21 protein-coding genes are annotated in these 21,993 nt (G+C 70.2%); 16 read left to right on the top strand and 5 right to left on the bottom strand.

Annotated elements, in window-relative coordinates; all coding sequences use genetic code 11:
• The first annotated feature begins 67 nt into the window (after nt 1-67).
• Nucleotides 68-676, top strand: coding sequence for a thymidine kinase (locus ABKW26_RS06295; RefSeq protein ID WP_348591891.1), 609 nt, complete (start codon nt 68-70; stop codon nt 674-676).
• On the opposite strand, the gene ABKW26_RS06290 is transcribed toward ABKW26_RS06295, so the two are convergent.
• Nucleotides 666-1,379, bottom strand: a complete 714-nt coding sequence (locus ABKW26_RS06290) for a hypothetical protein (RefSeq protein ID WP_348591889.1) — start codon at nt 1,377-1,379, stop codon at nt 666-668. The two genes, ABKW26_RS06295 and ABKW26_RS06290, sit on opposite strands and share 11 nt — an antisense overlap.
• Before the next feature lie 191 nt (nt 1,380-1,570).
• Here ABKW26_RS06290 and ABKW26_RS06285 point away from each other — a divergent pair, with 191 nt between their 5' ends.
• The gene (locus ABKW26_RS06285; protein ID WP_348591887.1) at nt 1,571-2,083 is read left to right on the top strand and encodes a flavodoxin domain-containing protein; all 513 of its coding nucleotides are present in this window, start codon (nt 1,571-1,573) and stop codon (nt 2,081-2,083) included.
• Between the two features lie 16 nt (nt 2,084-2,099).
• Here ABKW26_RS06285 and ABKW26_RS06280 read toward each other — a convergent pair whose 3' ends face one another.
• Complete coding sequence (locus ABKW26_RS06280; RefSeq protein ID WP_348591885.1) at nt 2,100-3,092, bottom strand: aldo/keto reductase; 993 nt, start codon at nt 3,090-3,092, stop codon at nt 2,100-2,102.
• Between the two features lie 280 nt (nt 3,093-3,372).
• Between ABKW26_RS06280 and ABKW26_RS06275 the strand changes: the two genes are divergently transcribed.
• The 5 genes from ABKW26_RS06275 to ABKW26_RS06255 all read left to right on the top strand — a co-directional run bounded on the left by ABKW26_RS06275 (nt 3,373) and on the right by ABKW26_RS06255 (nt 5,498).
• Complete coding sequence (locus tag ABKW26_RS06275; RefSeq protein ID WP_348591883.1) at nt 3,373-3,501, top strand: hypothetical protein; 129 nt, start codon at nt 3,373-3,375, stop codon at nt 3,499-3,501.
• Complete coding sequence (locus ABKW26_RS06270) at nt 3,479-4,015, top strand: hypothetical protein (RefSeq protein WP_348591881.1); 537 nt, start codon at nt 3,479-3,481, stop codon at nt 4,013-4,015. Before ABKW26_RS06275 ends, ABKW26_RS06270 begins: the two co-directional genes overlap by 23 nt.
• Nucleotides 4,000-4,851 (top strand): hypothetical protein, encoded by an 852-nt coding sequence (locus tag ABKW26_RS06265; protein ID WP_348591879.1) that lies wholly within the window; start codon nt 4,000-4,002, stop codon nt 4,849-4,851. Before ABKW26_RS06270 ends, ABKW26_RS06265 begins: the two co-directional genes overlap by 16 nt.
• Nucleotides 4,852-4,885: 34 nt before the next feature.
• Nucleotides 4,886-5,164 (top strand): hypothetical protein, encoded by a 279-nt coding sequence (locus tag ABKW26_RS06260; protein ID WP_348591878.1) that lies wholly within the window; start codon nt 4,886-4,888, stop codon nt 5,162-5,164.
• 187 nt (nt 5,165-5,351) lie between these two features.
• Entirely contained in the window at nt 5,352-5,498 is a 147-nt protein-coding gene (locus ABKW26_RS06255; protein ID WP_348591876.1) for a hypothetical protein, read from the top strand.
• Between the two features lie 225 nt (nt 5,499-5,723).
• On the opposite strand, the gene mqo is transcribed toward ABKW26_RS06255, so the two are convergent.
• Both mqo and ABKW26_RS06245 read right to left on the bottom strand, forming a co-directional pair.
• Complete coding sequence (gene mqo, locus ABKW26_RS06250; RefSeq protein ID WP_348591874.1) at nt 5,724-7,226, bottom strand: malate dehydrogenase (quinone); 1,503 nt, start codon at nt 7,224-7,226, stop codon at nt 5,724-5,726.
• Between the two features lie 94 nt (nt 7,227-7,320).
• A complete protein-coding gene (locus tag ABKW26_RS06245) occupies nt 7,321-9,900 on the bottom strand; it encodes an ATP-dependent DNA ligase (RefSeq protein ID WP_348591872.1) in 2,580 nt (859 codons plus the stop codon).
• A gap of 79 nt (nt 9,901-9,979) precedes the next feature.
• Between ABKW26_RS06245 and ABKW26_RS06240 the strand changes: the two genes are divergently transcribed.
• A complete protein-coding gene (locus ABKW26_RS06240) occupies nt 9,980-10,930 on the top strand; it encodes a Ku protein (protein ID WP_348591870.1) in 951 nt (316 codons plus the stop codon).
• A gap of 64 nt (nt 10,931-10,994) precedes the next feature.
• Here ABKW26_RS06240 and ABKW26_RS06235 read toward each other — a convergent pair whose 3' ends face one another.
• On the bottom strand, nt 10,995-11,456 hold the full coding sequence (locus ABKW26_RS06235; protein WP_348591868.1) for a PPOX class F420-dependent oxidoreductase: 462 nt from the start codon (nt 11,454-11,456) through the stop codon (nt 10,995-10,997).
• Between the two features lie 142 nt (nt 11,457-11,598).
• Here ABKW26_RS06235 and ABKW26_RS06230 point away from each other — a divergent pair, with 142 nt between their 5' ends.
• The 8 genes from ABKW26_RS06230 to leuS all read left to right on the top strand — a co-directional run bounded on the left by ABKW26_RS06230 (nt 11,599) and on the right by leuS (nt 21,924).
• Nucleotides 11,599-13,587: a metallophosphoesterase gene (locus tag ABKW26_RS06230; protein WP_348591866.1), complete on the top strand. Its 1,989-nt coding sequence runs from the start codon at nt 11,599-11,601 to the stop codon at nt 13,585-13,587.
• A 67-nt stretch (nt 13,588-13,654) separates the two neighbouring features.
• Entirely contained in the window at nt 13,655-14,644 is a 990-nt protein-coding gene (locus ABKW26_RS06225) for a zinc ABC transporter substrate-binding protein (protein ID WP_348591865.1), read from the top strand.
• Nucleotides 14,644-15,402, top strand: coding sequence for a metal ABC transporter ATP-binding protein (locus ABKW26_RS06220; protein WP_348591864.1), 759 nt, complete (start codon nt 14,644-14,646; stop codon nt 15,400-15,402). Before ABKW26_RS06225 ends, ABKW26_RS06220 begins: the two co-directional genes overlap by 1 nt.
• Nucleotides 15,399-16,235, top strand: coding sequence for a metal ABC transporter permease (locus ABKW26_RS06215; protein ID WP_348591862.1), 837 nt, complete (start codon nt 15,399-15,401; stop codon nt 16,233-16,235). The genes ABKW26_RS06220 and ABKW26_RS06215 overlap by 4 nt, the downstream gene beginning before the upstream one ends.
• Before the next feature lie 14 nt (nt 16,236-16,249).
• The gene (locus ABKW26_RS06210) at nt 16,250-16,942 is read left to right on the top strand and encodes a metal-dependent transcriptional regulator (RefSeq protein WP_348591861.1); all 693 of its coding nucleotides are present in this window, start codon (nt 16,250-16,252) and stop codon (nt 16,940-16,942) included.
• Nucleotides 16,939-18,171 (top strand): MFS transporter, encoded by a 1,233-nt coding sequence (locus ABKW26_RS06205; protein WP_348591859.1) that lies wholly within the window; start codon nt 16,939-16,941, stop codon nt 18,169-18,171. The genes ABKW26_RS06210 and ABKW26_RS06205 overlap by 4 nt, the downstream gene beginning before the upstream one ends.
• Nucleotides 18,172-18,213: 42 nt before the next feature.
• The gene (locus tag ABKW26_RS06200; RefSeq protein ID WP_348591857.1) at nt 18,214-18,894 is read left to right on the top strand and encodes a vitamin K epoxide reductase family protein; all 681 of its coding nucleotides are present in this window, start codon (nt 18,214-18,216) and stop codon (nt 18,892-18,894) included.
• A gap of 96 nt (nt 18,895-18,990) precedes the next feature.
• Complete coding sequence (leuS, locus tag ABKW26_RS06195; RefSeq protein ID WP_348591855.1) at nt 18,991-21,924, top strand: leucine--tRNA ligase; 2,934 nt, start codon at nt 18,991-18,993, stop codon at nt 21,922-21,924.
• The last annotated feature ends 69 nt before the right edge of the window (nt 21,925-21,993 follow it).

Raw genomic sequence — 21,993 nt, 5'->3', positions numbered from 1 at the left:
CGGTCGGTGGCGGCGAGGCCACCGAGTGTGTGGTGAGATGTCCGTCGACCGCGAGGAGAGGGACCCGATGGCAAAGCTGTACTTCCGGTACGGGGCGATGAACAGCGGCAAGAGCACCGCGCTGCTGCAGGCCGCGTACAACTACGAGGAACGGGGCCACCAGGTCCTCCTCGCGAAGCCCGGCATCGACACGAAGGCAGGCCGCGCCATCCAGTCGCGGCTCGGCTTCGACCGGGACGTCGACTTCATGATCGGCGAGGGCGAGGACGCCTACGACCTCTTCCAGCAGCACCGCACCCACGTGCGGAGCACCTCGGACCGCGACGTGAGCTGTCTCCTCGTCGACGAGTCCCAGTTCCTCTCCGCCGGGCAAGTGAACGACCTCCTGCGCATCGCCACCCTCGACGCGATCCCCGTCATCTGCTACGGCATCCGCACCGACTTCCAGACGGCCGCGTTCCCAGGGAGCCGCCGACTCCTCGAGATCGCCCACAGCCTCGAAGAGCTCAAGACGATCTGCCGCTGCGGACGCAAGGCGATCTTCAACGCCCGCTCCGTGGACGGCGTCTTCACCTTCGACGGTGAGCAGGTCGCGATCGACGGGGTCGCGGTCGCCTACGAGTCGCTCTGCGCGGCGTGCTACCTCCGTGAGAGCGGCGGGCACCTCACCCGCTGAGAGAGCTGGCCCGTCCAGGACCGGCGGGCTCGCGCGGCTCGGCACCGCCGGCCAGGTCGAGCGCCCGGCGGACCGCTTCCCGGGGCGACGCGAGGACCGGCACGCCGAGTCCTGCGAGGAGCTCGGCAGCCGGCGCCATCGACGCCTGCGCGAGGACGACGACGTCCGCTCGAGGTGCCTCAGCAGGGTTGCTGGGCACGACGGCCGCGGCGACGTGCTCCGCGACAGCGGCGGCGAACTCCATGGGCCTGCCGGCCTCGAACAACGGCCAGGCCGAGTCGCACCGCAGGACACCGATCGAGATCTCCCGACCGGCTGCCTCGGCGCTCGCGGTAAGGAGGGCCGTCGTCGGGCCGAGGGTCGATCCCAGGGCGACAGCGACGAGGACGCGCACCGGCGCGCCCGGGTGGCCCGGGGGAGTGCGCACCGCGCGATCCGCCATCGGACGGTCGACGCGCAGCACCGGGATCCCTTCCGTGAGCCCGACAGCCTCGGCCAGGGAGCCGATCGTCGAGCACGTGCACACGACCACCTGGGCGCCGGCCGCCGCCAGCTCGGCCACGGCAGAGCGGACGGCGCTCCGGAGCTCACTGTCCGGAGCATCCGCTCGCGCCCGATCCAGCAGCCCTGGACGCACGAGAGAGACCGACGTCGCCGACGGGTCGGCCACGCTCACGAGCGCGTCGAACACAGGTCCGTGCACGTGTGAGGTGTGCAAGAAGCCCAGGCGCGGTCGGGGTGGAGGCAAGGGGAGAGAGGGGGACATCCAGCCAGTATCCCGTCCGGCGGCGCCGCCGAGCGGGAATGGCGGACGGACCCCGTGGGCCCTAGGTCCCGCGCGCAGCGGGTGTTGCGGGCGGATCCTGGCAGGACTGGCCGACGAAGGGGACTGTCATGCGGATCAGCATCGCTGTCGCGAGCAAGCACGGGTCCACGGCGGAGATCGCCGCGACGATCGGCGAGGAGATCTCCGCCGCTGGTCACGAGGTGACGGTCCATGACATGGCGTCGTCGAGCGTCCTCGAGCTGGACGACGCCGGCGCGATCATCCTCGGCAGCGCCATCTACTACGGGCACTGGCTCCTGCCAGCGCAGGTCTTCACGGAGGACCTCGCCCTGCGGCTCGACGGGCGTCCGGTGTGGATGTTCTCGAGCGGCCCGGTGGGGGCCCCGGCGCGACCGGACCCGACGACCGTCGACGTCGAGGACCAGCTCGTCCTCATGCAGCCCCGCGAGCACAAGGTCTTCGCGGGGCGGCTCGAGAAGACGCGGCTGCACCGCGGCGAGCGCGCGGTCGCGACGGCCCTGCGCTCGCCCGAGGGCGACTTCAGGGACTGGGACGAGGTCCGAGGGTGGGCGCGGGACGTCGCCCGGGCTCTCGACGAGGCGCGGGCGACGACCACCTAGGGCTCCAGGCTGCGCGTCACCAGCGGGCGTGGACGTGCTCGCGGATGCTCGAGTCGTAGATCTCGGTGAAGCGTGCGAGCTGCTCGGCGGTGAGCGGGGGGAGCGATGCCGCCGCGGCGTTCCCCTGCGCCTGCTCGGGGTTGCGTGCCCCGGGGATCACGGTGGTGATCCCCGGCTGGTCGAGGATCCAACGCAGCGCGAGCTGGGCCGTCGTGGCGCCGGAGCCCTCCGGCACGAGGGCGGAGATCTCGCGGGCCGCGGCGACGCCGACGTCGAACGGGACGCCGGCGAAGGTCTCGCCGACGTCGAACGCCTCGCCGGAGCGGTTGTACGTCCGGTGGTCGTTGGCTGCGAAGGTGGTGCTCTCGTCGTACTTGCCGGAGAGCAGACCGCTCGCGAGCGGGACGCGCGCGATGATCGCGACGCCAGCCGCTGCCGCTGCGGGCAGGACCTCTTCGAGCGGCTTGCGACGGAACGCGTTGACGATGATCTGGACGCTGGCGAGCGACGGTCGGGCGATCGCGGTGAGGGCCTCGGCGCACGTCTCGACGGAGACGCCGTAGGCACCGATCCGGCCCTCAGCGACGAGGGTGTCGAGCGCGTCGTACGTCGCGTCGGCGGAGAACACCGGGGTGGGCGGGCAGTGGAGCTGGACGAGGTCGAGCGTGTCGACGCCGAGGTTCTCGCGGCTGCGGTCCGTCCACGAGCGGAACGCGTCGAGCGTGTACGCCTCGGGAGTGTGCGGGTCGGCACGACGGCCCATCTTCGTGGCCACCGTGATGCCGTCGCGCCCACGCCCGGCGAGGAACGAACCGATGATCTTCTCGCTGCGGCCGTCTCCGTACACGTCGGCCGTGTCGAGGAACGTCACCCCGGAGTCGAGCGCTGCCGCGAGGACGGAGTGCGCTGCCTCCTCGGAGACGTCACCCCAGTCCGCGCCGAGCTGCCAGCAACCGAGGCCGATGGCGCTGATGTCGTGATCGAACCGGGACGAGGTGCGGATATCCATGGGCTCAGCGTAGGTGCTCCTCGGGGAGGCTGCTGAAAGCGCGGGGCGGAGCCGCTCGCCGGGGGTGTGGTTCGGCGAGTCGGGCAGGCGGTGCCCCAGCGCTCACGCACACGAGAGTAACTCTGCAGGTCAGATGCACGTCTTCAACCTTGCCCGTCTGTCCGCCGAGTGAGTAGATTCCGTCACACCCGGCGCACGGGAAGGCTGCGCTTCGCCATCGCGCGGGAGATCCTCGCCGAGGACTGCTCGCCGTCCTCTTGGATCCGAGGAAGGTACGCCCATGACGAAGATGATCCTGCAGGACGAGATTTCGCCGATGCTGGCGGTTCGGGGTTTCGAACGGTCGAAGAAAGGTCTTCCGACGGTCGTCGAGCAGTGGGATCGGCATGACCGTGTGGCTGAATCCTGAGAACCGGCTCCAGCGGGTGCGGACGGTCAGCGTGGACTGCTGGACGGGGGACGACGAGGACGAGGGCTGGTTGTACTCGTTCTCTCAGGCGCGTGCGGTCTCCGAGATCGAACGCGGGGCGGCGTGGGCGTCGTTCAGCTACACGCCGGAGGTCCAGGGGTGGCCGGGAGTCATCGTCGAGGACTTCGAGCGCGTCACCGTGCCGTTCATCGACGCATGCTCGGACCCGTCCGCGCTCTGCGAGTTCCTGTTGGCTGAACGGGTCCCGCCGTCGAACATGAAGCCGGCGCCGCTCGGATGGGTCCAGGATGCATGGAGCGTCGCCAAGAAGTCCGGGCTGCCCGAGTATCGCGCCACCGCGCTGGCGAGGATCGGTCAGATGCCCCTGACCGTCGAGGACCGCAGGAACGCACTCTTCTGGGCCGGCCTCGTCGGTATCGAGGATCTCGTGCTCAGCCCACCGGTGGAGGTGCACCGTCGATGGTCCCTGCGATCGAGGTGGCGCAGATCGTGATGAGCGGACCAGGTGCCACAGCCAGCGAGGCTCTGGACAGCCTGTTGCGCGGCAGCGTCGTCGAGCGCATCACTGTGGGAGCGCGCCCGCTGTCGTTCACGGCGGTTGTCCACGACGGTGGAGAAGGCCGCCGGCGGCTCGACGTCACAGGTCTCAGACGGATCGTCTTCGATCCCGAGCGCGAGGACCACCTGGGGGACCAGGCGGATCTCATGACAGCAGAAGGGGTCGTGGCCGCTGTGACCCTCCGCCGTGACGGCCTGGACCGCCCGGAGAGCGGCACTGCGACGCTCGTCCTCGACGTGTTTGACGTCGAGATCACGGCTGACAGCGTTCAGGTCTCGACCTGCGAACCTGGGGCGGGCGTGGAGGATGCGGTCCCTGAACGCTTCGCAGAGCGGCTGGAGCTGTGCCGTCCCGGAGAGGTGCTCTACACCGGGCTTGCGCCCTTCTCGCCTGGTTGGAATACCACGTTCACCATCGGTGCCGGATGGATCGAGGTCGAGGAGCTGTACGTGGTGGGCTCGTTCACGATCGACATCACTCATGGGCGGGTCGATATTGGGTTCGTGCGGGATGACGGGTCAGGGTCGGCACGGTTGCGCTTCGATCTCGTCACCGACGTCTTCGTCCAGCCCGACAGGTATGACGGCATCTCGGCGATCGAAGAGTCGTGGCCCCCGCCCTCGATGGGGATGGACGGCTTCGACGAGGTCACCCTCCTGCCGCGCCGTCCCGGATCGCTCGGTGGCCGGTTCCTTGTCATCGTCGGCGCCTTCGACCTCCTGATCGAAGCTCGGAGCGTCTGGTTCACTCGGGAAGAACGTCGCGCATGACCGGGTGGGCGGATCGAGGAGTCAGGACTCTCAGGTGAGGTGGTCAAGACGGTGGCAGGACGACACCAACGACATCTACGGCCGCGTGATCAGGAGGTTTCTTCACGGGGATCTGGACGGGAGGTCGTTCGCCCTTGTGTTCTTCGACCTGTGGGGAACGCAGGCGCCCCGGAAGAACGATGCTCGCAGCGACGCGCTGGGTTGCCTGTTCAGCTTGCTTGAAGGTCTCGACGACCTCGACCATCTCGATGACGAGGCGCTCAGGGGTGCCGTCGAAGATCTGGTGGATATCAGGAGAGAGGAGGAGTCATGATGGCGATCGACCACCGTGGCGTAGGAAGCGTGGTGCCGAGAGCTGAGCTCGAACCTGAACCGAGGTACGCAGAGAACATCGAGGTCCGGGTCCAGGTCCCGAGAGGTGGTTGTCGCGCCGGTGACCTGGGTTCCGTTCTCGACGTCTACGAGGGATCGATCCGGAGAGCGGACAGATCGTCTACGCCGTGTGGCTCGACAGCTACGGCCAGGTCTTCAGTTTCGACGAGAACGAGATCGAGCCGACCGGGGCCCTCAGAGATTCAGAAGAGTGGGATCAGGTCGTGGACGCCGTCTCGGGCAAGGGCGGCGCTGGTGCTGTCGGTGCCGAGTGAGGTCGACCCAGAGCTTGGGAGTCGTGGTCTGAAACTGATCGGGATCGTGATCGGCTTCAACATTCCGCTCTCGGTCTTGCAGTACTTCTTTGTCGAGAGATACCCGTGGCTCTACGTTCCATTCGCTCTTCTGCTTGCCGCAGCGTTCTGGTGCGCGTGGAAAGTCGGTGCGTGGAAGTAGCCCTCGCACCTGACCTCACGGAAAGCGAGGCAACGGCCGAGACGTCAGACCGTGTGCTGGAAGTCCGCGTCGTCGGACTCGAGCTGGGCGAGCTCGCTCTCGGAGTCCCAGTCGGCGAGGTCGAGGCTCGGCAGCATGACACCGAGGTCGCGGCGCCAGCCGGTGAAGCGGTCGGGGAAGCAGCGCTCGAGGAGGTCGATCATCGCGGGGACGGCCGTGGAGGCGCCCGGTGACGCACCGAGGAGGCCGGCGATCGACCCGTCGGCAGAAGTCACGAGCTCCGTGCCGAACTCGAGGACGCCTGAGAGCTTGCCCGGCTTGTTCTTCATGACCTGGACGCGCTGGCCCGCGGTGATGAACTCCCAGTCCTTGGGGTCGGCCGTCGGCATGAAGTCGCGCAGCGACCGGAACTTCGCCCACTTGGATTTCGTCACCTCGCGCACGAGGTACGCGGTGAGGTCCCAGTTGTCCTTCGCGACCGTGATCATCGTGAGGATGTTCGCCGGGCGGATCGACCGGAAGAGGTCGAGCAGCGAGCCGTTCTTGAGGAACTTCGTGCTGAACCCGGCGTACGGGCCGAAGAGGAGCGAGGTCTCTCCGTCGACCACGCGCGTGTCGAGGTGCGGCACGGACATGGGCGGCGAGCCGACGTCCGCCTTGCCGTAGACCTTCGCCTGGTGCTGGGCGACGATCTCCGGGTTCGTGGTCCGCAGGAACACGCCGCTGATCGGGAAGCCGCCGTAGCCCTTGATCTCGGGGATGCCCGACTTCTGGAGGAGGGGGAGCGCCCCGCCGCCGGCGCCGATGAAGACGAACCGGGCGTCGACCTCGCTGCGTACGTCGCGGGCGTTCCAGCCGCGGTCGGCGACCTTGAGGCGCCACGAGCCGTCCTTGCGCTGGCTGAGCGCGGTGATCTCGTGCTCGAGGTACAGCTGGACACCCGTCGAGACGAGGTAGTCCGTGAGCTGGCGCGTCAGCGCACCGAAGTCGACGTCGGTCCCGTCGGTCGCGCGCGTCGCAGCGATCGGCTCGGCCGTGTCGCGTTCGGCGAGGAGCAACGGCGCCCACTCGCCGATGACGGACGGGTCGTCGGAGAACTCGAGGTCGCTGAACAGCGGGTGAGCGGTGAGCGCGGCGTGGCGCTTGCGCAGGTACTCGACGTTCTCGGCCCCGCGGACGAACGTCATGTGCGGCGTCGAGCTGATGAAGCCCTGCGGCCGGGGGAGCAGGCCCGCGGAGGTGAGGTGCTGCCAGAACTCGCGAGAGATCTGGAACTGCTCGTTGATCGTCACAGCCTTGGTGATGTCGACGGATCCGTCGGCGCGCACCGGCGTGTAGTTGAGCTCGCACAGGGCCGCGTGCCCGGTGCCCGCGTTGTTCCACGGGTTCGAGCTCTCCTGGGCCACGGCGCCGAGGCGTTCGTAGATCCGGATGGACCACGTGGGCTCGAGCAGACGGAGGATCGAGCCGAGCGTCGCGCTCATGATGCCACCGCCGACGAGGACGACGTCGACCGGGTTCTGGGTGTCACTCTCGCGGTAAGCCACCCAGCGATGCTAAGACGCATCGAGCCGCGGAGTAGCGGCAAGTGACCAATATCACGGCCGAGCGTTGTAGGGAAGATCCAAAGGTCCCGCGCTCTCAGGACTGCTCCCTTCGGACGTCCCCGGGGGACATGTCCGGCCGCCACCCGCGCCACACGGGATGGCGCAGCCGGCCGGTCTCGGTCCACTCGCCGAACGCGACCTCACCGACGCGCGTCGGAGAGACCCAGTGCGCGTCGCTCGCCTCGGCGCGCGGCACGTCGTCGACCGGGGGAGTGGCGCGCTCTGCGCGCGCGAGCTCGGCCGTCAGCCGGGCGAGCTCCTTCTCGCTGAAGCCGGTGCCGACCCGCCCGGCATAGCCGAGCTCTCCGTCAGTGCGTGGCACGGCGACGAGCAACGACCCCACGGTCGACGCGCGGGTACCGCGCCCCGGCCGCCACCCCACGACCACCACTTCCTGCGTCCGCACGTGCTTGATCTTCACCCACGCGCTCGCCCGCCGCCCGGGCCGGTAGGTGCTGTCCCGTCGCTTCGCCACCACGCCCTCGAGCCCGAGCTTCTCGCTCGCCTCCATCGCCTCCGCCGCGGCCGAGCGGACACCGGAGCCGTGCTCGGACTCGAACGCCGGTGGGACGTGGATGCGCCCGCTCTCCGTGACGATCTCTGCGAGGGCGCGGCGGCGCTCGTCGTAGGTCTGCTTCGTGAGCCGGTGACCGTCGCGCTCGAGGACGTCGAAGAGCATGAGGTCCACCGGCTGCTTCGCCCGGGCCTTCGCGACCTCCCGCTCCTTCGACAGGTTCATCCGGATCTGCAGGCGGCCGAAGTCCGGCCGACCGGCGCGGGTCAGGGCCACGATCTCGCCGTCGAGCACCGCGTCGCCCTCGACGCAGGCCGCGAGCTCGGCCAGCTCGGGGTAGGTCGCCGTGAGGTCGACACCGTTGCGGCTCACGAGGCGCACCTCGCCGGCGCTGATCGTCGCGAGCGTCCGGATGCCGTCCCACTTCATCTCGAACGCCCAGTCCTCGTCCCCGTCGAGGTCGTCCGTCGAGCCCGGTGTAGCGAGCATCGGCGTCAACGGGGAGGTCGGTCGTGACGGCGGGGTAGGCGCGGAGGACTTCGCTGGCTCAGCGTGAGCACGGTCGGACGTGGGCTTCGTGCCCCCCGGCTCGGCGTGGTCGTCGGACGGGTGCGTGCCGGACGCGTGCGATCCGGCGGGGTCGCTCGCCATGAGGTGGATGAGCCACGTCGACGCGTCGTCACCCTTGCCCGTGTGGATGAGCGCGACCTTGCGGCTGACCGGACCGGTCTCGCCCGCCGCTCCGGTGCGGACCGCGGAGTGCAGCGTGACGATCACCTCTTCGCCCTCGCGCCACTTGTGGAGCTCGTACGTGCCCGCGTCCCAGATCGTCACCTCGCCGGCGCCGTACTCGCCCTTCGGGATGGTGCCCTCGAAGGTCCCGTACTCGATCGGGTGGTCCTCGGTCTGGACCGCGAGGTGGTTGCGCTTCGGGTCGTCCGGCTCGCCCTTCGGCAGTGCCCAGCTGACGAGCACGCCGTCGTGCTCCAGACGGAAGTCGAAGTGCAGACGCCGGGCGTGGTGCTCCTGGATGACGTAGGTCGGGGCGCCGTCGGCCGCGGCGTCGTCCGTCTCCCGCACGCGAGCGCTGTCCGTCGCACCACCGTCGGCCTCCGGGACCGGCTCGGGCGTCTTCGACGCGTCACGCTTGGACCGGTACACCGACAGCCGGTCGAACGTCGCCATCCGCTCCGCCGTCGGCTCGAGGCTCGCGCGGCCACCGACCGCGAGACCGGCGAGGTGGTCGCCGTCGCGCGCGACGCGCTCGGCCACCTCGTCCAGCTCCAGCTGCCCCAGACCGGGTGCGTCGAGCTCCTCCCACGTCCGCGGGGCGGCGACCGTCGGCCGGTCGCGGCCACGCAGCGAGTAGGGCGCGATCGTCGTCTTGTTCCGGCTGTTCTGGGACCAGTCGACGAGCACCTTGCCGTCCCGCAGCGACTTCTTCATGTCGCTCACGACGAGGTCGGGATGGTCGGCCTCGAGCGCGCGGGCGAGCTCGTGGGCCACCGCGCTGACAGCCGCCGAGTCGTTCGTCCCGTCGAGCGCCGCGTACAGGTGGATGCCCTTCGACCCGCTCGTCACCGGGAACGGCTCGAGCCCCATGTCGACGAGGATCTCCCGCGCCCACCGCGCCACCTCCGCGCACTCCGCGAGCCCTGTCCCCGGACCCGGGTCGAGGTCGAGCACGAGCCGGTCCGGGAGGTGCTCCTTGCCCGTCCGGCCGAAGCGCCACTGCGGGACGTGGATCTCCAGCGCCGCGATCTGCCCGAGCCACGTGAGCGTCGCCAGGTCGTCGACGAGCGGGTACGTGTTCACGTGATCCGAGTGCGCGATCTCGCGCCGGTGCACCCAGGACGGCGTCGAGTCGTCGAGGTTCTTCTGGAAGAACACGTCGCCACCCGTCCCGTGCACCCACCGCTTGCGCGTCGCCGGCCGGTGGGCAGCGTGCGTGACGAGCGGTCCGGAGACGGCAGCGAGATAGGCAAGGACGTCGGCCTTCGTCGTCCCCGTCGCGGGATAGAGGACCTTGCCGAGGTTCGTCAGCGTGATCCGGTGACCGTCGACGACGACGACGTCCCTGGTGGCGCCACGTGCAGGCATGGTCTGCTCCTCGTCCCCTGCTGGTGGACCCATCATCGCCACGGGTGCGCGTCACGGCACCTCGGGTGATGATGGACGGATGCGAGCCATCTGGAAGGGCGCGATCACCTTCGGTCTGGTCAACGTGCCGGTCAAGCTCTACAGCGCGACCGAGGACCACGACATCGGCCTGCACCAGGTCCACGACGCCGACGGCGGGCGCATCCGTTACCAGCGCAAGTGCGAGATCTGCGGCAAGGTCGTCGACTACGCACACATCGACAAGGCGTACGACGACGGCGAGCGCACCGTCGTGCTCACCCCGGAGGACCTCGAGGCGCTCCCCGTCGAGCGCAGCCGGGAGATCGACGTCGTCGAGTTCGTCCCCGCCGAGCAGATCGACCCGATCATGTACGAGCACGCCTACTACCTCGAGCCGGACTCGACGTCGATCAAGTCCTACGCACTGCTCCTGCGCACGCTCGAGGAGAGCGACCGCGTCGCGATCGTCAACTTCTCCCTCCGCCAGCGCTCGCGGCTCGGAGCGCTGCGCGTCCGCGGCGACGTGCTCACCCTCCAGGCGCTGCGCTGGGACGACGAGGTCCGCGAGGCGACCTTCCCGTCGCTCGACGAGAAGGTCAAGATCACGGCGAAGGAGCTCGAGATGTCCGCCGCTCTCGTCGAGAGCTTCGAGAGCGACTTCACGCCCGAGAAGTTCACGGACGAGTACCAGGAGCAGCTGCAGATCCTCATCGACGCGAAGCTCAAGGAGGGTGACGCGCTCGACACGGCGGCGACCTTCGGCGAGACCACCGCAGACGACGAGGAGGAAGGCGAGGACGCGGAGGTCGTCGACCTCATGGAGGTGCTGCGCCGCAGCGTCGAGCGGTCCCGCGGCACGGCGGGCGGGTCGACCAAGGGCGCGTCGAAGGGCGCCGCGTCGAAGAAGAAGCCGTCGAAGAAGGGAGATTCCTCGACCTCCACGAGCCGCAAGAAGCCCGCCACGTCGTCGGACGACGAGGCGCCCGCGCGGGAGAAGCAGCGCGCCTGAACGTCGTGCTCGCTCCGCTCCGTCGTGCTCGCTCCGCTCCGGGGGCAGCCGAGCTGCGTGGGGCTCAGGCGAGCCGTGCCGGGAACCCACCCGTCGCGACCGGACCCCACCTGTCGACCGTCACGCGGATGATCGTCTTGTCCTGCCGCACCATCGCGGCCCGGTACTCGTCCCAGTCCGGGTGCTCGCCCGCGATGACCCGGAAGTACTCGACGAGCGGGTCGAGCGCCTCAGGCATGTCGAGAACCTCAGCCGTCCCGTCGACCTGGACGTAGGCACCGTCCCAGTCGTCGGACAGGATGCACAGCGAGACCCGGGGGTCACGCCGGGCGTTCACCGCCTTGGCCCGGTCGGGATACGTCGACACGACGATGCGGCCCACGGCGTCGACGCCGCAGGCCACCGGCGACGTCTGGAGGCTCCCGTCACGACGAAAGGTGGTGAGGACCGCGTGGTGGCGGGGCCGGCAGAACTCGAGGAGCTCGTCACGGGTGGGACGTCGGGCGGTCGCGATGGTTCGAGGCATGCACCGAGCGTGCCTCGGCGAGCCGGCCGCAGCAACCGCGGCCGAGGCTCTCGCACGGAGACGACGCGGCAGCCGCGATACGATCACGACGTTTTGCGGCTCGCCAGAGCCACCATCATCGACGCGGCCGGAGGCTGAACCAGTGACGACCGGACCGGACGAGCACGAGGACTCCGGACGAGAGCTCCCGGCAGAGAAGCGGCTGTCCTGGGTCGGCGCCGTCCGGAACCACCCCGTCTGGCGTCGCCGCTGGGCGCTGCCACCGCGGTGGGTCCGCTGGACGATGGTCGGGCTGCTGGCTGTGCTGTCCAGCACCTTCTTCGGTGTCACCACCGCGTCGACCGAGGCGAGCCTCGGCCCGCACAACGCGCGGTACGAGGTGACGACGAACGCGATCCTCACCGTGGACCTCGGCCCGCTCGGTACCGTCCAGCTCCAGTCGCCGTTGCCGCTCGGTCTCGGGGCCACGGTGACGATCGAGGAGATCCCCAACGACCTCGTCGCGGTGGACTCCGCCTCGACCCTCGACGCCCTGGCCACCGACGTCGAGGGGTACCTGCAGTTCTTCGCCGGCCCTGACGAGACGGTCTCGTTCGTGGCCGGTGCACTCGTCGAGGAGGCGGTCCGGCGGACCGTCGCCGCCCTCCTCGTGCTCGTCGCGGTGGGGGTGCTCGGCTACCTCGTGCTGGGCGGTCCGCGTCGCCGCGAGCTCGGCGCGGTGGCGACGCGTCACACGTGGGGGCTGACCGCCGCCGTCCTCGTGGGAGCGATGGTGGGCGGCGTCGTCCTCGTGGAGCGGGCGACGACGCGGCTCGACGAGGTGGGGGCCGAGGCCTCCGAGCTCTTCGAGGGAACCGCTCTCGAAGGAGCCCGGATCACCGGCAGACTCTCGGGCGTCATCGACACGTACGGCGGGCAGCTCGTCGGCGTCTACCGCGACAACGAAGACTTCTACGCCGAGGCTGACCACAACCTCTCCGTGGCCTGGCAGGCCCGCACCGAGCACGCTGAGGCGGACGAGGCGCTCCTGCGCCGCAACCTCCCACAGCCCGAGAGCGACCAGGACACCGCAGCCGACGAGGACGACGAAACGAGCGACGCGACGGCGGAAGGAGAGTTGGCAGTGGGAGGGACGGGAGGCGACGCGGCGGACGAGGCGCAGACCGCACCCTCTGGTGCCCCGACCGACACACCGTCGGGCTCGACGGCGCAGACGACGACCGACCCGGCACCCGACGACGAACCGACAGCAGACGAGACGGCGCAGGCGACACCACCGACCGAGGACGACGACGACATCGTCACGCTGCTCGTGGTCTCGGACCTCCACTGCAACACCGGGATGTCGCCGCTCATCCGCTCGCTCGCCACGATGTCCGGCGCCGACGTCCTGCTCAACGGCGGAGACACGACCATCAACGGGACGTCGGTCGAGCGGTTCTGCGTCGAGTCCTTCGCCGGCGCGGTGCCCGACGGCGCACGGATGGTCCAGGCGGACGGGAACCACGACAGCGCGCTCACCTCCGACCAGGCGAGGGACGCGGGCGTGACCGTGCTCGACGGCTCCGTCGTCGAGGTTGCGGGCGTCCGGATCCTCGGGGACAGCGACCCCAACGAGACCCGCATCGGCCAAGGGTCCACCTCGGTCTCGGGGGAGACCTACCTGGAGACAGGCGAGCGGCTGCGTGACGTTGCCTGCCGTGAGCGGGAACCGGTCGACCTCCTGCTTATCCACACGCCGCGCGTGGGCGAGGCGGTCATGGAGTCGGGCTGCGTCCCGTTCCAGATCTCGGGGCACCTGCACCGCCGCTCGGGGCCTCTGCAGGTGGGTGAGGGCATGCGGTACATCAGCTCGTCCACCGCGGGTTCCGTCGAGGGGCAGGCGACGGTCGGACCGCTCAACGGCGCCGCCGAGATGACGGTCTTCCGCTTCGATCTCTCGACGCGGACCATGCTCGACTACCAGGTGGTCCAGGTCCGCCCGGACGCATCGGCGTCGGTGGGTGCGCGCGTGACGGTGCCGCGTCCAGTCGCGGTGCTGTCCACGGAAGGGGCGGACGCCGACGCGCAGCCCGACGACGCTCAGCCCGACGACGCGCAGCCGGAGGACGCTCTGCCCGACGCGGGCTGACGGCGTCGCTGCACGCTGCTCGTCCGCGCCGGGTGGACACGGACGCCGCACGGTGAGAAAGTTCGGTATGCCAAACTTTTTGTTTCGCACACCCGGTGTGCGGCGGGCGGTGGCGACGCTCGCAGCTCTCCTCGGCGCCGTGGCGCTCGTCGGCTGCGGCCCACCCGAGCCGTCCCCGCGCGAGCTCGCGGGCGACCGGCTCCTCGTGCTGACGACGTTCACGGTCGTCGCGGACATGGCACGCGTCGTCGGGGGCGAGGACGTCTACGTCGAGTCGATCACCAAGGTCGGCGCCGAGATCCACGGGTACGAGCCCACGCCCGACGACCTGCGCCGGGCCGCAGACGCCGACCTCATCCTCGAGAACGGCCTCGGCCTCGAAGCATGGTTCGCCGACTTCACCGCACGGCTCGACGTGCCGCACGCGACGATCTCGGCCGGGGTCGAGACCATCCCCATCGCCGGCGAGGACGGATCCGAGCCCCACGAGGGAGCACCGGTCAACCCCCACGCGTGGATGTCCCCGACCGTCGGGGCGCAGTACGCCCTGAACATCGGACGCGCCTTCGCCGCCGCCGACCCCGCCCACGCCGTGGCGTACGAGTCCCGGGCGCAGGCCTACGCCGACGAGCTCGTCGCGCTCGCGGACACGCTCACCGAGTCGCTCGCACAGATTCCCGAGAAGGCACGGGTGCTGGCGACCTGCGAGGGCGCCTTCTCCTACCTGGCCCGGGACGCCGGTCTCGCCGAGGTGTACCTCTGGCCGGTCAACGCCGAGCAGCAGGCCACCCCCCACCGGCTCGAGGACGCGATCGACGCGATCCGTGCCCGCGACGTCCCGGCAGTGTTCTGCGAGTCCACGGTCTCTGCGAACGCGCAGAAGCAGGTGGCGCGCGAGTCGGGTGCGCACTACGGCGGTGCGCTGTACGTCGACTCCCTCTCGGCAGCGGACGGTCCCGTCCCCACGTACCTGGACCTCCTGCGCTACGACGCCCAGCTCGTCGTCGACGGCCTCACCCGGACCGCGACGACCGACCCCACCACGGAAGGATCCTGATGCACGACTCCGCATGGGTCACCACGACGGCGGACGCCGTCACGGTGCAGGACGTGACCTACAGCTACCCGGGGGCCGCGAGCCCCGCTCTCGACGGCGCCTTCCTCCAGGTGACCACCGGCGAGATCACCGGGCTCATCGGCGTGAACGGTGCGGGCAAGTCGACGATCCTCAAGGCACTCATGGGCATCCTGGCGCCGTCGAGCGGAACGCTGCAGATCCTCGGCCTCACGCCGGAGCGCGCGCGGCGCACCGGGCTCGTCGGCTACGTGCCCCAGGCGGAGGACATCGACGAGGACTTTCCCCTCTCCGTCCGGGACGTCGTGGGCATGGGGCGGTACGGACGCCTCGGCACCACGCGGCGACCCGGCCGTGCCGACAGGGCAGCGGTGGACGACGCCCTCGGCCAGGTCGAGCTGGCCGACCTCGCCGACCGTCGCATCGGCCGGCTCTCCGGTGGGCAGCGCCGACGCGTCTTCGTCGCCCGCGGCCTCGCGCAGGACGCTCAGGTGCTCCTCCTCGACGAACCCTTCTCCGGCGTGGACAAACGCTCCGAGGCGCTCATCGTCCGCGTGCTGCGCGGGCTGACGGCGCGCGGGGGAGCGGTGCTCGTCTCCACGCACGACCTCGCCGCGCTGCCCACGCTCGCCGACCGTGCAGTCCTCCTCCACCACCGGGTCCTCGCGAGCGGGACGCCCGCCGAGGTGCTCACCGCGGACAACCTCGCGCTCGCCTTCGGCGGGGAGGACCTGCGATGACCGAGCAGGTGGTGGCGTGGTTCACCGACCCCTTCGCCTACGAGTTCATGCAGCGCTCGCTCCTCGTGACGGTCGTCGCGAGCGTCGTCTGCGCCCTCCTCAGCTGCTGGCTCGTCCTCATCGGCTGGTCGCTCCTCGGGGACGCCGTGTCGCACGCCGTCCTGCCCGGCGTCGTGCTGTCCTACGTCGTCGGTGCTCCGTTCGCGATCGGCGCGCTCGTCTTCGGTCTCGGAGCGGTCGTCCTCATCGGTACGGTCCGCGACACGACAAGGCTCAAGGAGGACGCCGTCATCGGCGTGATCTTCACCACGCTCTTCGCGCTCGGGCTCGTCCTCATCTCCGTCGTCCCGAGCCAGGTCGACCTCACCCACATCCTCTTCGGCAACCTCCTCGGCGTGACCGACGCCGAGATCTGGCAGGTCGTCGTGCTCGGTGTGCTCACCGCCGCCGTCCTGCTGCTCAAGCGGCGCGACCTCACGCTCCTCGCCTTCGACCCCGTGCACGCCCACGCGATCGGGCTGTCCCCGCGACGGCTGCGTGCCCTGCTCCTCGCCGCGCTGGCCGTGACCGTCGTCGTCGCGATCCAGGCCGTCGGCGTCATCCTCGTCGTCGCGATGGTCATCACCCCCGGCGCGACAGCTTTCCTGCTCACCGACCGGATCTCCCGCATGTTCGTCATCGCCCCAGCTGTCGCGGCCGTCTGCGCGCTCGCGGGCATGTACGCCAGCTACCACCTCGACACGTCGAGCGCCGGGATGGTCGTCCTCGCGCAGGGTGTGGCGTTCGCGACCGCCTACGCGGTGACCAGCCCCGCCAGGGCGCGCAGGACGTGACCTAGGCTGGGCGCGTGACCGACGACCTCAACCTGACCTCCGTGGCGCAGGACTATCTCAAGATCGTCTGGAGCCTCCAGGAGTGGTCCACCGAGCCGGTCACGACCAAGCTCCTCGCCGAGCGGCTCGGCGTCGGGACCTCGACGGTCTCCGAGACGGTGCGACGCCTCACCGGGCAGGGTCTCCTCGAGCACCCGCGCTACGGCAGCATCGAGCTCACGGCCGCGGGACGCGAGCACGCCGTGACGATCGTGCGACGCCACCGCCTCATCGAGACGTTCCTCGTCTCCGTGCTCGGGTACACGTGGGACGAGGTGCACGACGAGGCGGAGGTCCTCGAGCACGCCGTCTCCGACCTCATGGTCGAGCGCATCGACAACCACCTCGGCCACCCGAGCAGGGACCCGCACGGAGACCCGATCCCCGGTGCGGACGGCGTCGTCCCTGTGTCGAGCGCACTGACCCTCGCGGTCCTCGACGCCGGAGCGAGCGGCCACGTCTCCCGCATCTCGGACGCCGACCCGGAGGTGCTGCGCTACTTCGCAGAGCTGGGCTTCGGCCTCGACGCCCACGTGCGGGTGGTCGAGCGCCGGGACTTCGCCGGCACCGTCACCGTCGAGTGGGCCCCCGTGCAGGAGGCGGAGGGCAGCCGCCGGACCGACCTCGGCCTCCGGGCGGCCGACGCGGTGTGGATCTCGCTCGCATGAGCGGCGTCGTGCACGGCCTGCGCTCGCGCGCGGCCGCCCGGCCCGGTGCTGCGCTCCTCGCCCTCGCCCTCGGTGGCTTCACCATCGGGACGACCGAGTTCGCGACGATGGGCATCCTCACGAACATCGCGGACGGGCTCGAGACGACGATCCCGGCCGCCGGCCACGCGATCACCGCCTACGCCCTGGGCGTCGTCGTCGGCGCGCCGCTCATCACCGTCCTCGCGGCGCGTGTGCCGCGCAAGATCCTCGCGGTGTGGCTCATGGCGGCCTACGCGCTCGGCAACCTCCTCTCGGCCTGGGCCCCGACGCTCGAGCTCCTCCTGGTCGGGCGCTTCCTCACCGCGCTGCCGCACGGGGTGTTCTTCGGGGTCGGTGCCGTGCTCGGCACCGCGGTCGTCGGAGCCGCCCGGCGCGGTCATGCTGTCGCGATGATGATGGCCGGGCTCACGGTCGCCAACGTCGTCGGCGTGCCGCTGTCGGCGTGGGCCGGGCAGAACCTCGGCTGGCGCGCGACCTTCGTCATCGTCGGCGTCCTCGGTCTCGTGACCGTCGCCTTCCTCCTGCTCCTGCTCCCCGACCCGCCCGCGCCGGTGGACGCCAGCGTGCGCCGGGAGCTCGGCGCCCTGCGGAACGGCCCGCTGTGGATCACGTTCGGCGCTTCGGCGATCGGGTTCGGTGGGCTCTTCATCGTCTACACGTACGTCAAGCCGACGCTCATGTACGTGACCGGTCTGTCCGAGGGAACCGTCCCCGTCGTCCTGGCGGTGTTCGGCGTCGGGATGACGATCGGCGTCCTCGTCGGCGGCCGGCTCGTCGACGGCAACGTCATGCGGGCCACCTATGTCGGCTACCTCAGCACGGCGGTCTCGCTCGCGCTCTTCGCGCTCGTGGGTCGCAGCCCCGTCCCGGCCGTCCTCGCGCTCGTCCTCATCGGGATCACGTCGCAGATCCTCGGCATCGCACTCCAGGCGCGCCTCATGGACCTCTCGCCCGCGGCGCCCTCGCTCGGTGCGGCTCTGTGCCACTCGTCGCTCAACGCAGCCAACGCCAACGGTGCCTTCGTGGGCGGCCTCGTGATCTCGGCCTCGTGGGGCTACCTGTCGCTCGCATGGGTCGGTGTCGTGATGACGCTCGTCGGTCTTGCCCTCGTGCTCGCGTTCGGTCGCCAGCACACCTCCCGCGTCTCGGCGGACATCCTCGACGCCCCATCCAGCGAGCCCGTCTAGCATGGTGGACCGCGCACCTGCGCACCCACGAAGGAGCTTGGCGTGACAGACGATCGGCCGCACCCCGTCCCCGGACCCCACGAGCTGGACGACGACCTCCTCGTCGACGAGCTCGTTCCCGCGCGCGCAGAGAACCTCCTCACTCCTGTCCGTCTGGGCTGGTCCCTCGTCGTGCTCGGGCTCGTCGGCTTCGCGGCCTCCCTCGCGCTGAGCATCGAGAAGGTCCTCAAGCTCGCGGACCCCGACCGCGTGGCGAGCTGCTCGATCAACATCTTCCTCGACTGTGCCGCAGCCATGGGTTCGTGGCAGGGCACGCTCCTGGGCTTCCCCAACCCGTTCATCGGTGTCGCGGCGTTCCCGGTGGTCGTCACGACGGGAGTCGTCCTCCTCACGGGCGCCCGGCTCCCGCGGTGGTACTGGCTCTCCCTGTTCGGCGGGGTCGTGGCGGCCCTCGGGCTCGTCCTCTTCCTCGTCCACACGTCCGTGTCGGTGCTCGGAAAGCTCTGCCCCTACTGCATGGTTGTGTGGGTCGCTGTGATCCCCCTGTTCGTCCACGTGGCGACCTACGTGGTCCAGGAGCGCTTCGTCGCCGTGCCGGAACGGTTGCGCTCGCTGCTCGTGGCCAACCGGTCGATCGTCATCGTGGTGCTCTACGTCGTCGTCATCGCGTGGGTGCTCATCGCGATGGGCCCCGCGATCGCCGACCACCTGCGCTACGCCTGACCGCTGACGCCCGAGGCCTGGCGCCTGACGACGAGGCCGGGTGGGCGTCGGGCGCGACGCACGGCCGGGCACCTGCCGGACGGTAAAGTTGACCGGGTGACCACGCAGGATTCTCCCCGTACCGATGCTCCCCGTCCCTCCTCGCAGGGACCCGCCGCACCGTCGTTCCGCTACACCGCCGCGCTCGCCGCAGAGATCGAGGTCCGCTGGCAGGAGCGCTGGCAGGAGCTCGGGACCTTCCACGCGGCGAATCCCGTCGGGGAGCTGACCGACGCGAAGGGCCGTCACGCCGATCCTGCGAGCCCGAGCTTCTTCGTCATGGACATGTTCCCGTACCCCTCGGGTGCGGGCCTGCACGTGGGGCACCCGCTCGGGTACATCGCCACGGACGTCGTCGGGCGCTTCCGTCGCATGTGCGGCGACAACGTCCTGCACGCCCTGGGCTTCGACGCGTTCGGTCTTCCCGCGGAGCAGTACGCCGTGCAGACGGGCCAGCACCCGCGGACCACCACGGACCTCAACATCACGAACATGCGACGCCAGCTCGGACGCCTCGGCATGGCGTACGACGACCGTCGCACCTTCGCCACGACCGACTCCGAGTACGTGCGCTGGACGCAGTGGATCTTCCTGCGCATCTTCAACTCCTGGTACGACGACTCGGCTGCGCGCCCCGACGGCGGCGTCGGACGTGCGCGGCCGATCTCCGAGCTCGAGGACGAGTACGCCTCGGGTGCCCGCCCCGTCCCCGGCGGCTCGTGGGACGCGCTCTCGACGGCCGAGCGTCGGGCGCTCGTCAACGACCAGCGCCTCGCCTACGTCTCCGACGCGCCGGTCAACTGGTGCCCCGGCCTCGGAACGGTGCTGGCCAACGAGGAGGTCACCTCCGAGGGACGCTCCGAGCGTGGGAACTTCCCGGTGTTCCAGCGCAGCCTGCGCCAGTGGAACATGCGGATCACCGCCTACGCCGACCGCCTCGTCGACGACCTCGAGAGCATCGACTGGCCGGACAAGGTCAAGGCCATGCAGCGCAACTGGATCGGCCGGTCCGAGGGCGCGCACGTCCGGTTCCCCGTGGACGCCGACGCGACGATCGAGGTCTTCACGACGCGTCCCGACACGCTGTTCGGCGCGACGTTCATGGTCGTCGCACCCGAGCACCCGGTCCTCGCCGACCACGTGCCGTCCACGTGGCCGGAGGGCACGAAGGACGCCTGGACGGGCGGCTACGCCACGCCCACGGAGGCCGTGACGACCTATGCCCGCGAGACCGCCGTCAAGACTGCGGTGGAGCGCCAGGCGGACGCCAAGCAGAAGACCGGCGTCTTCACCGGCATCTTCGCGAGCAACCCGGTCAACGGCGCGCTCGTCCCGGTCTTCACCGCCGACTACGTCCTCATGGGCTACGGCACCGGTGCCATCATGGCCGTCCCGGGCGGCGACGAGCGCGACTTCGCGTTCGCCGAGGCGTTCGAGCTGCCGGTCGTCTACACGGTCGAGGCGTCGGACGACGAGCCAGGTGCCCGGACGGGGCACGGGGCCATCATCAACTCCGCGAACGACGAGATCAGCCTCGACGGGCTCTCCGTCCCTGAGGCGAAGAGCGCGATGATCGCGTGGCTCGAGCAGACCGGCCGCGGTGCCGGGACGATCACGTACCGGCTGCGGGACTGGCTCTTCAGCCGCCAGCGCTACTGGGGCGAGCCGTTCCCGATCGTCTACGGCGACGACGACCAGCCGGTCGCGCTGCCCGACGCGCTGCTGCCCGTCGACCTCCCCGAGGTGCCCGACTACTCGCCGCGGACCTTCGCGGCGGACGACGCCACCTCGTCGCCCGAGCCGCCTCTCGGACGCAACGACGACTGGGTCGACGTGACTCTCGACCTCGGAGACGGGCCGCGCGCCTACCGCCGGGACACGAACACGATGCCCAACTGGGCCGGGTCGTGCTGGTACTACCTGCGCTACCTGGACCCTACGAACAGCTCGCCGGACGCGACCGCGCCCGTCGACCCGACGCTCGACGCCTACTGGCTCGGCCCGGACCACAACGCCACCGCCGGCGCTGCGGGCGGCGTCGACCTCTACGTCGGCGGTGTCGAGCACGCGGTCCTGCACCTGCTCTACGCCCGCTTCTGGCACAAGGTCCTCTTCGACCTCGGTTTCGTCTCGAGCGTGGAGCCGTTCCACAAGCTCTTCAACCAGGGCTACGTCCAGGCGTACGCCTACACGGACGAGCGCGGCCAGTACGTCGAGGCGTCCGCGGTCGAGGAGACGACCGCCCCGGACGGTACCGTGACGTACACGCTCGACGGCGCCCCGGTGAACCGCGAGTACGGCAAGATGGGCAAGTCGCTCAAGAACGTCGTGACCCCCGACGAGATGTACGAGGCGTACGGCGCCGACACGTTCCGGGTCTACGAGATGTCGATGGGCCCCCTCGACGTCTCGCGGCCGTGGGACACCCGTGCCGTCGTCGGCTCGCAGCGGTTCCTGCAGCGCCTGTGGCGCAACGTCGTCTCCGAGGAGACGGGCGAGGTCGTCGTCAGCGACGAGCCCGCGGACACGGCCACGCGCCGGCTCCTCCACCACACCATCGCCGACGTCCGCGTCGAGATGGAGCACATGCGGGCCAACACGGCGATCGCCAAGCTCATCACGCTCAACAACCACCTCACGGGGCTGTCGTCGGTGCCGCGCGAGGCGGCCGAGGCGATCGTCCTCATGACGGCGCCGATCGCACCGCACGTCGCGGAGGAGCTGTGGGCGAGGCTCGGTCACCCCGAGCCCCTCGCGTACGAGCCCTACCCGGTGGCGGACGAGCAGTACCTCGTCGAGGACTCGGTGACGAGCATCTTCCAGGTGCAGGGCAAGGTCCGCGGTCGCGCGGACGTCGCGACCGGCATCAGCGACGAGGACCTCACCGCGCTCGCCCTGGCGGACCCGGGCGTCCAGCGCGCGCTCGACGGGCGGGGGATCCGCACCGTCATCGTGCGCGCCCCGAAGCTCGTCAACGTCGTCCCTGCCTGAGACGGGCCGGCAGCGGGTGCGGGGGACCGTGCCCGCCGCGAGCCGACCGCTGCGAGCCGACCGTGGTGC

Origin of the sequence: Sanguibacter sp. 25GB23B1, assembly GCF_040012415.1 — a bacterium.
In the GTDB taxonomy this organism is placed as follows: Bacteria; Actinomycetota; Actinomycetes; order Actinomycetales; family Cellulomonadaceae; genus Sanguibacter.
The sequence above is the reverse complement of the archived record's forward strand: the minus strand, read 5'-3'. Positions and strand labels throughout refer to the sequence as shown.

What these genes read in the sequence shown, in the direction of transcription:
- ABKW26_RS06235 (WP_348591868.1), bottom strand. Translation starts at nt 11,456, where the DNA reads ATGCCTCGAACCATCGCGACCGCCCGACGTCCCACCCGTGACGAGCTC.
- ABKW26_RS06225 (WP_348591865.1), top strand. Translation starts at nt 13,655, where the DNA reads ATGCCAAACTTTTTGTTTCGCACACCCGGTGTGCGGCGGGCGGTGGCG.
- ABKW26_RS06275 (WP_348591883.1), top strand. Translation starts at nt 3,373, where the DNA reads ATGACGAAGATGATCCTGCAGGACGAGATTTCGCCGATGCTGGCGGTT.
- ABKW26_RS06245 (WP_348591872.1), bottom strand. Translation starts at nt 9,900, where the DNA reads ATGCCTGCACGTGGCGCCACCAGGGACGTCGTCGTCGTCGACGGTCAC.
- ABKW26_RS06280 (WP_348591885.1), bottom strand. Translation starts at nt 3,092, where the DNA reads ATGGATATCCGCACCTCGTCCCGGTTCGATCACGACATCAGCGCCATC.
- ABKW26_RS06205 (WP_348591859.1), top strand. Translation starts at nt 16,939, where the DNA reads ATGAGCGGCGTCGTGCACGGCCTGCGCTCGCGCGCGGCCGCCCGGCCC.
- ABKW26_RS06295 (WP_348591891.1), top strand. Translation starts at nt 68, where the DNA reads ATGGCAAAGCTGTACTTCCGGTACGGGGCGATGAACAGCGGCAAGAGC.
- ABKW26_RS06220 (WP_348591864.1), top strand. Translation starts at nt 14,644, where the DNA reads ATGCACGACTCCGCATGGGTCACCACGACGGCGGACGCCGTCACGGTG.
- ABKW26_RS06285 (WP_348591887.1), top strand. Translation starts at nt 1,571, where the DNA reads ATGCGGATCAGCATCGCTGTCGCGAGCAAGCACGGGTCCACGGCGGAG.
- ABKW26_RS06215 (WP_348591862.1), top strand. Translation starts at nt 15,399, where the DNA reads ATGACCGAGCAGGTGGTGGCGTGGTTCACCGACCCCTTCGCCTACGAG.
- ABKW26_RS06240 (WP_348591870.1), top strand. Translation starts at nt 9,980, where the DNA reads ATGCGAGCCATCTGGAAGGGCGCGATCACCTTCGGTCTGGTCAACGTG.
- ABKW26_RS06270 (WP_348591881.1), top strand. Translation starts at nt 3,479, where the DNA reads ATGACCGTGTGGCTGAATCCTGAGAACCGGCTCCAGCGGGTGCGGACG.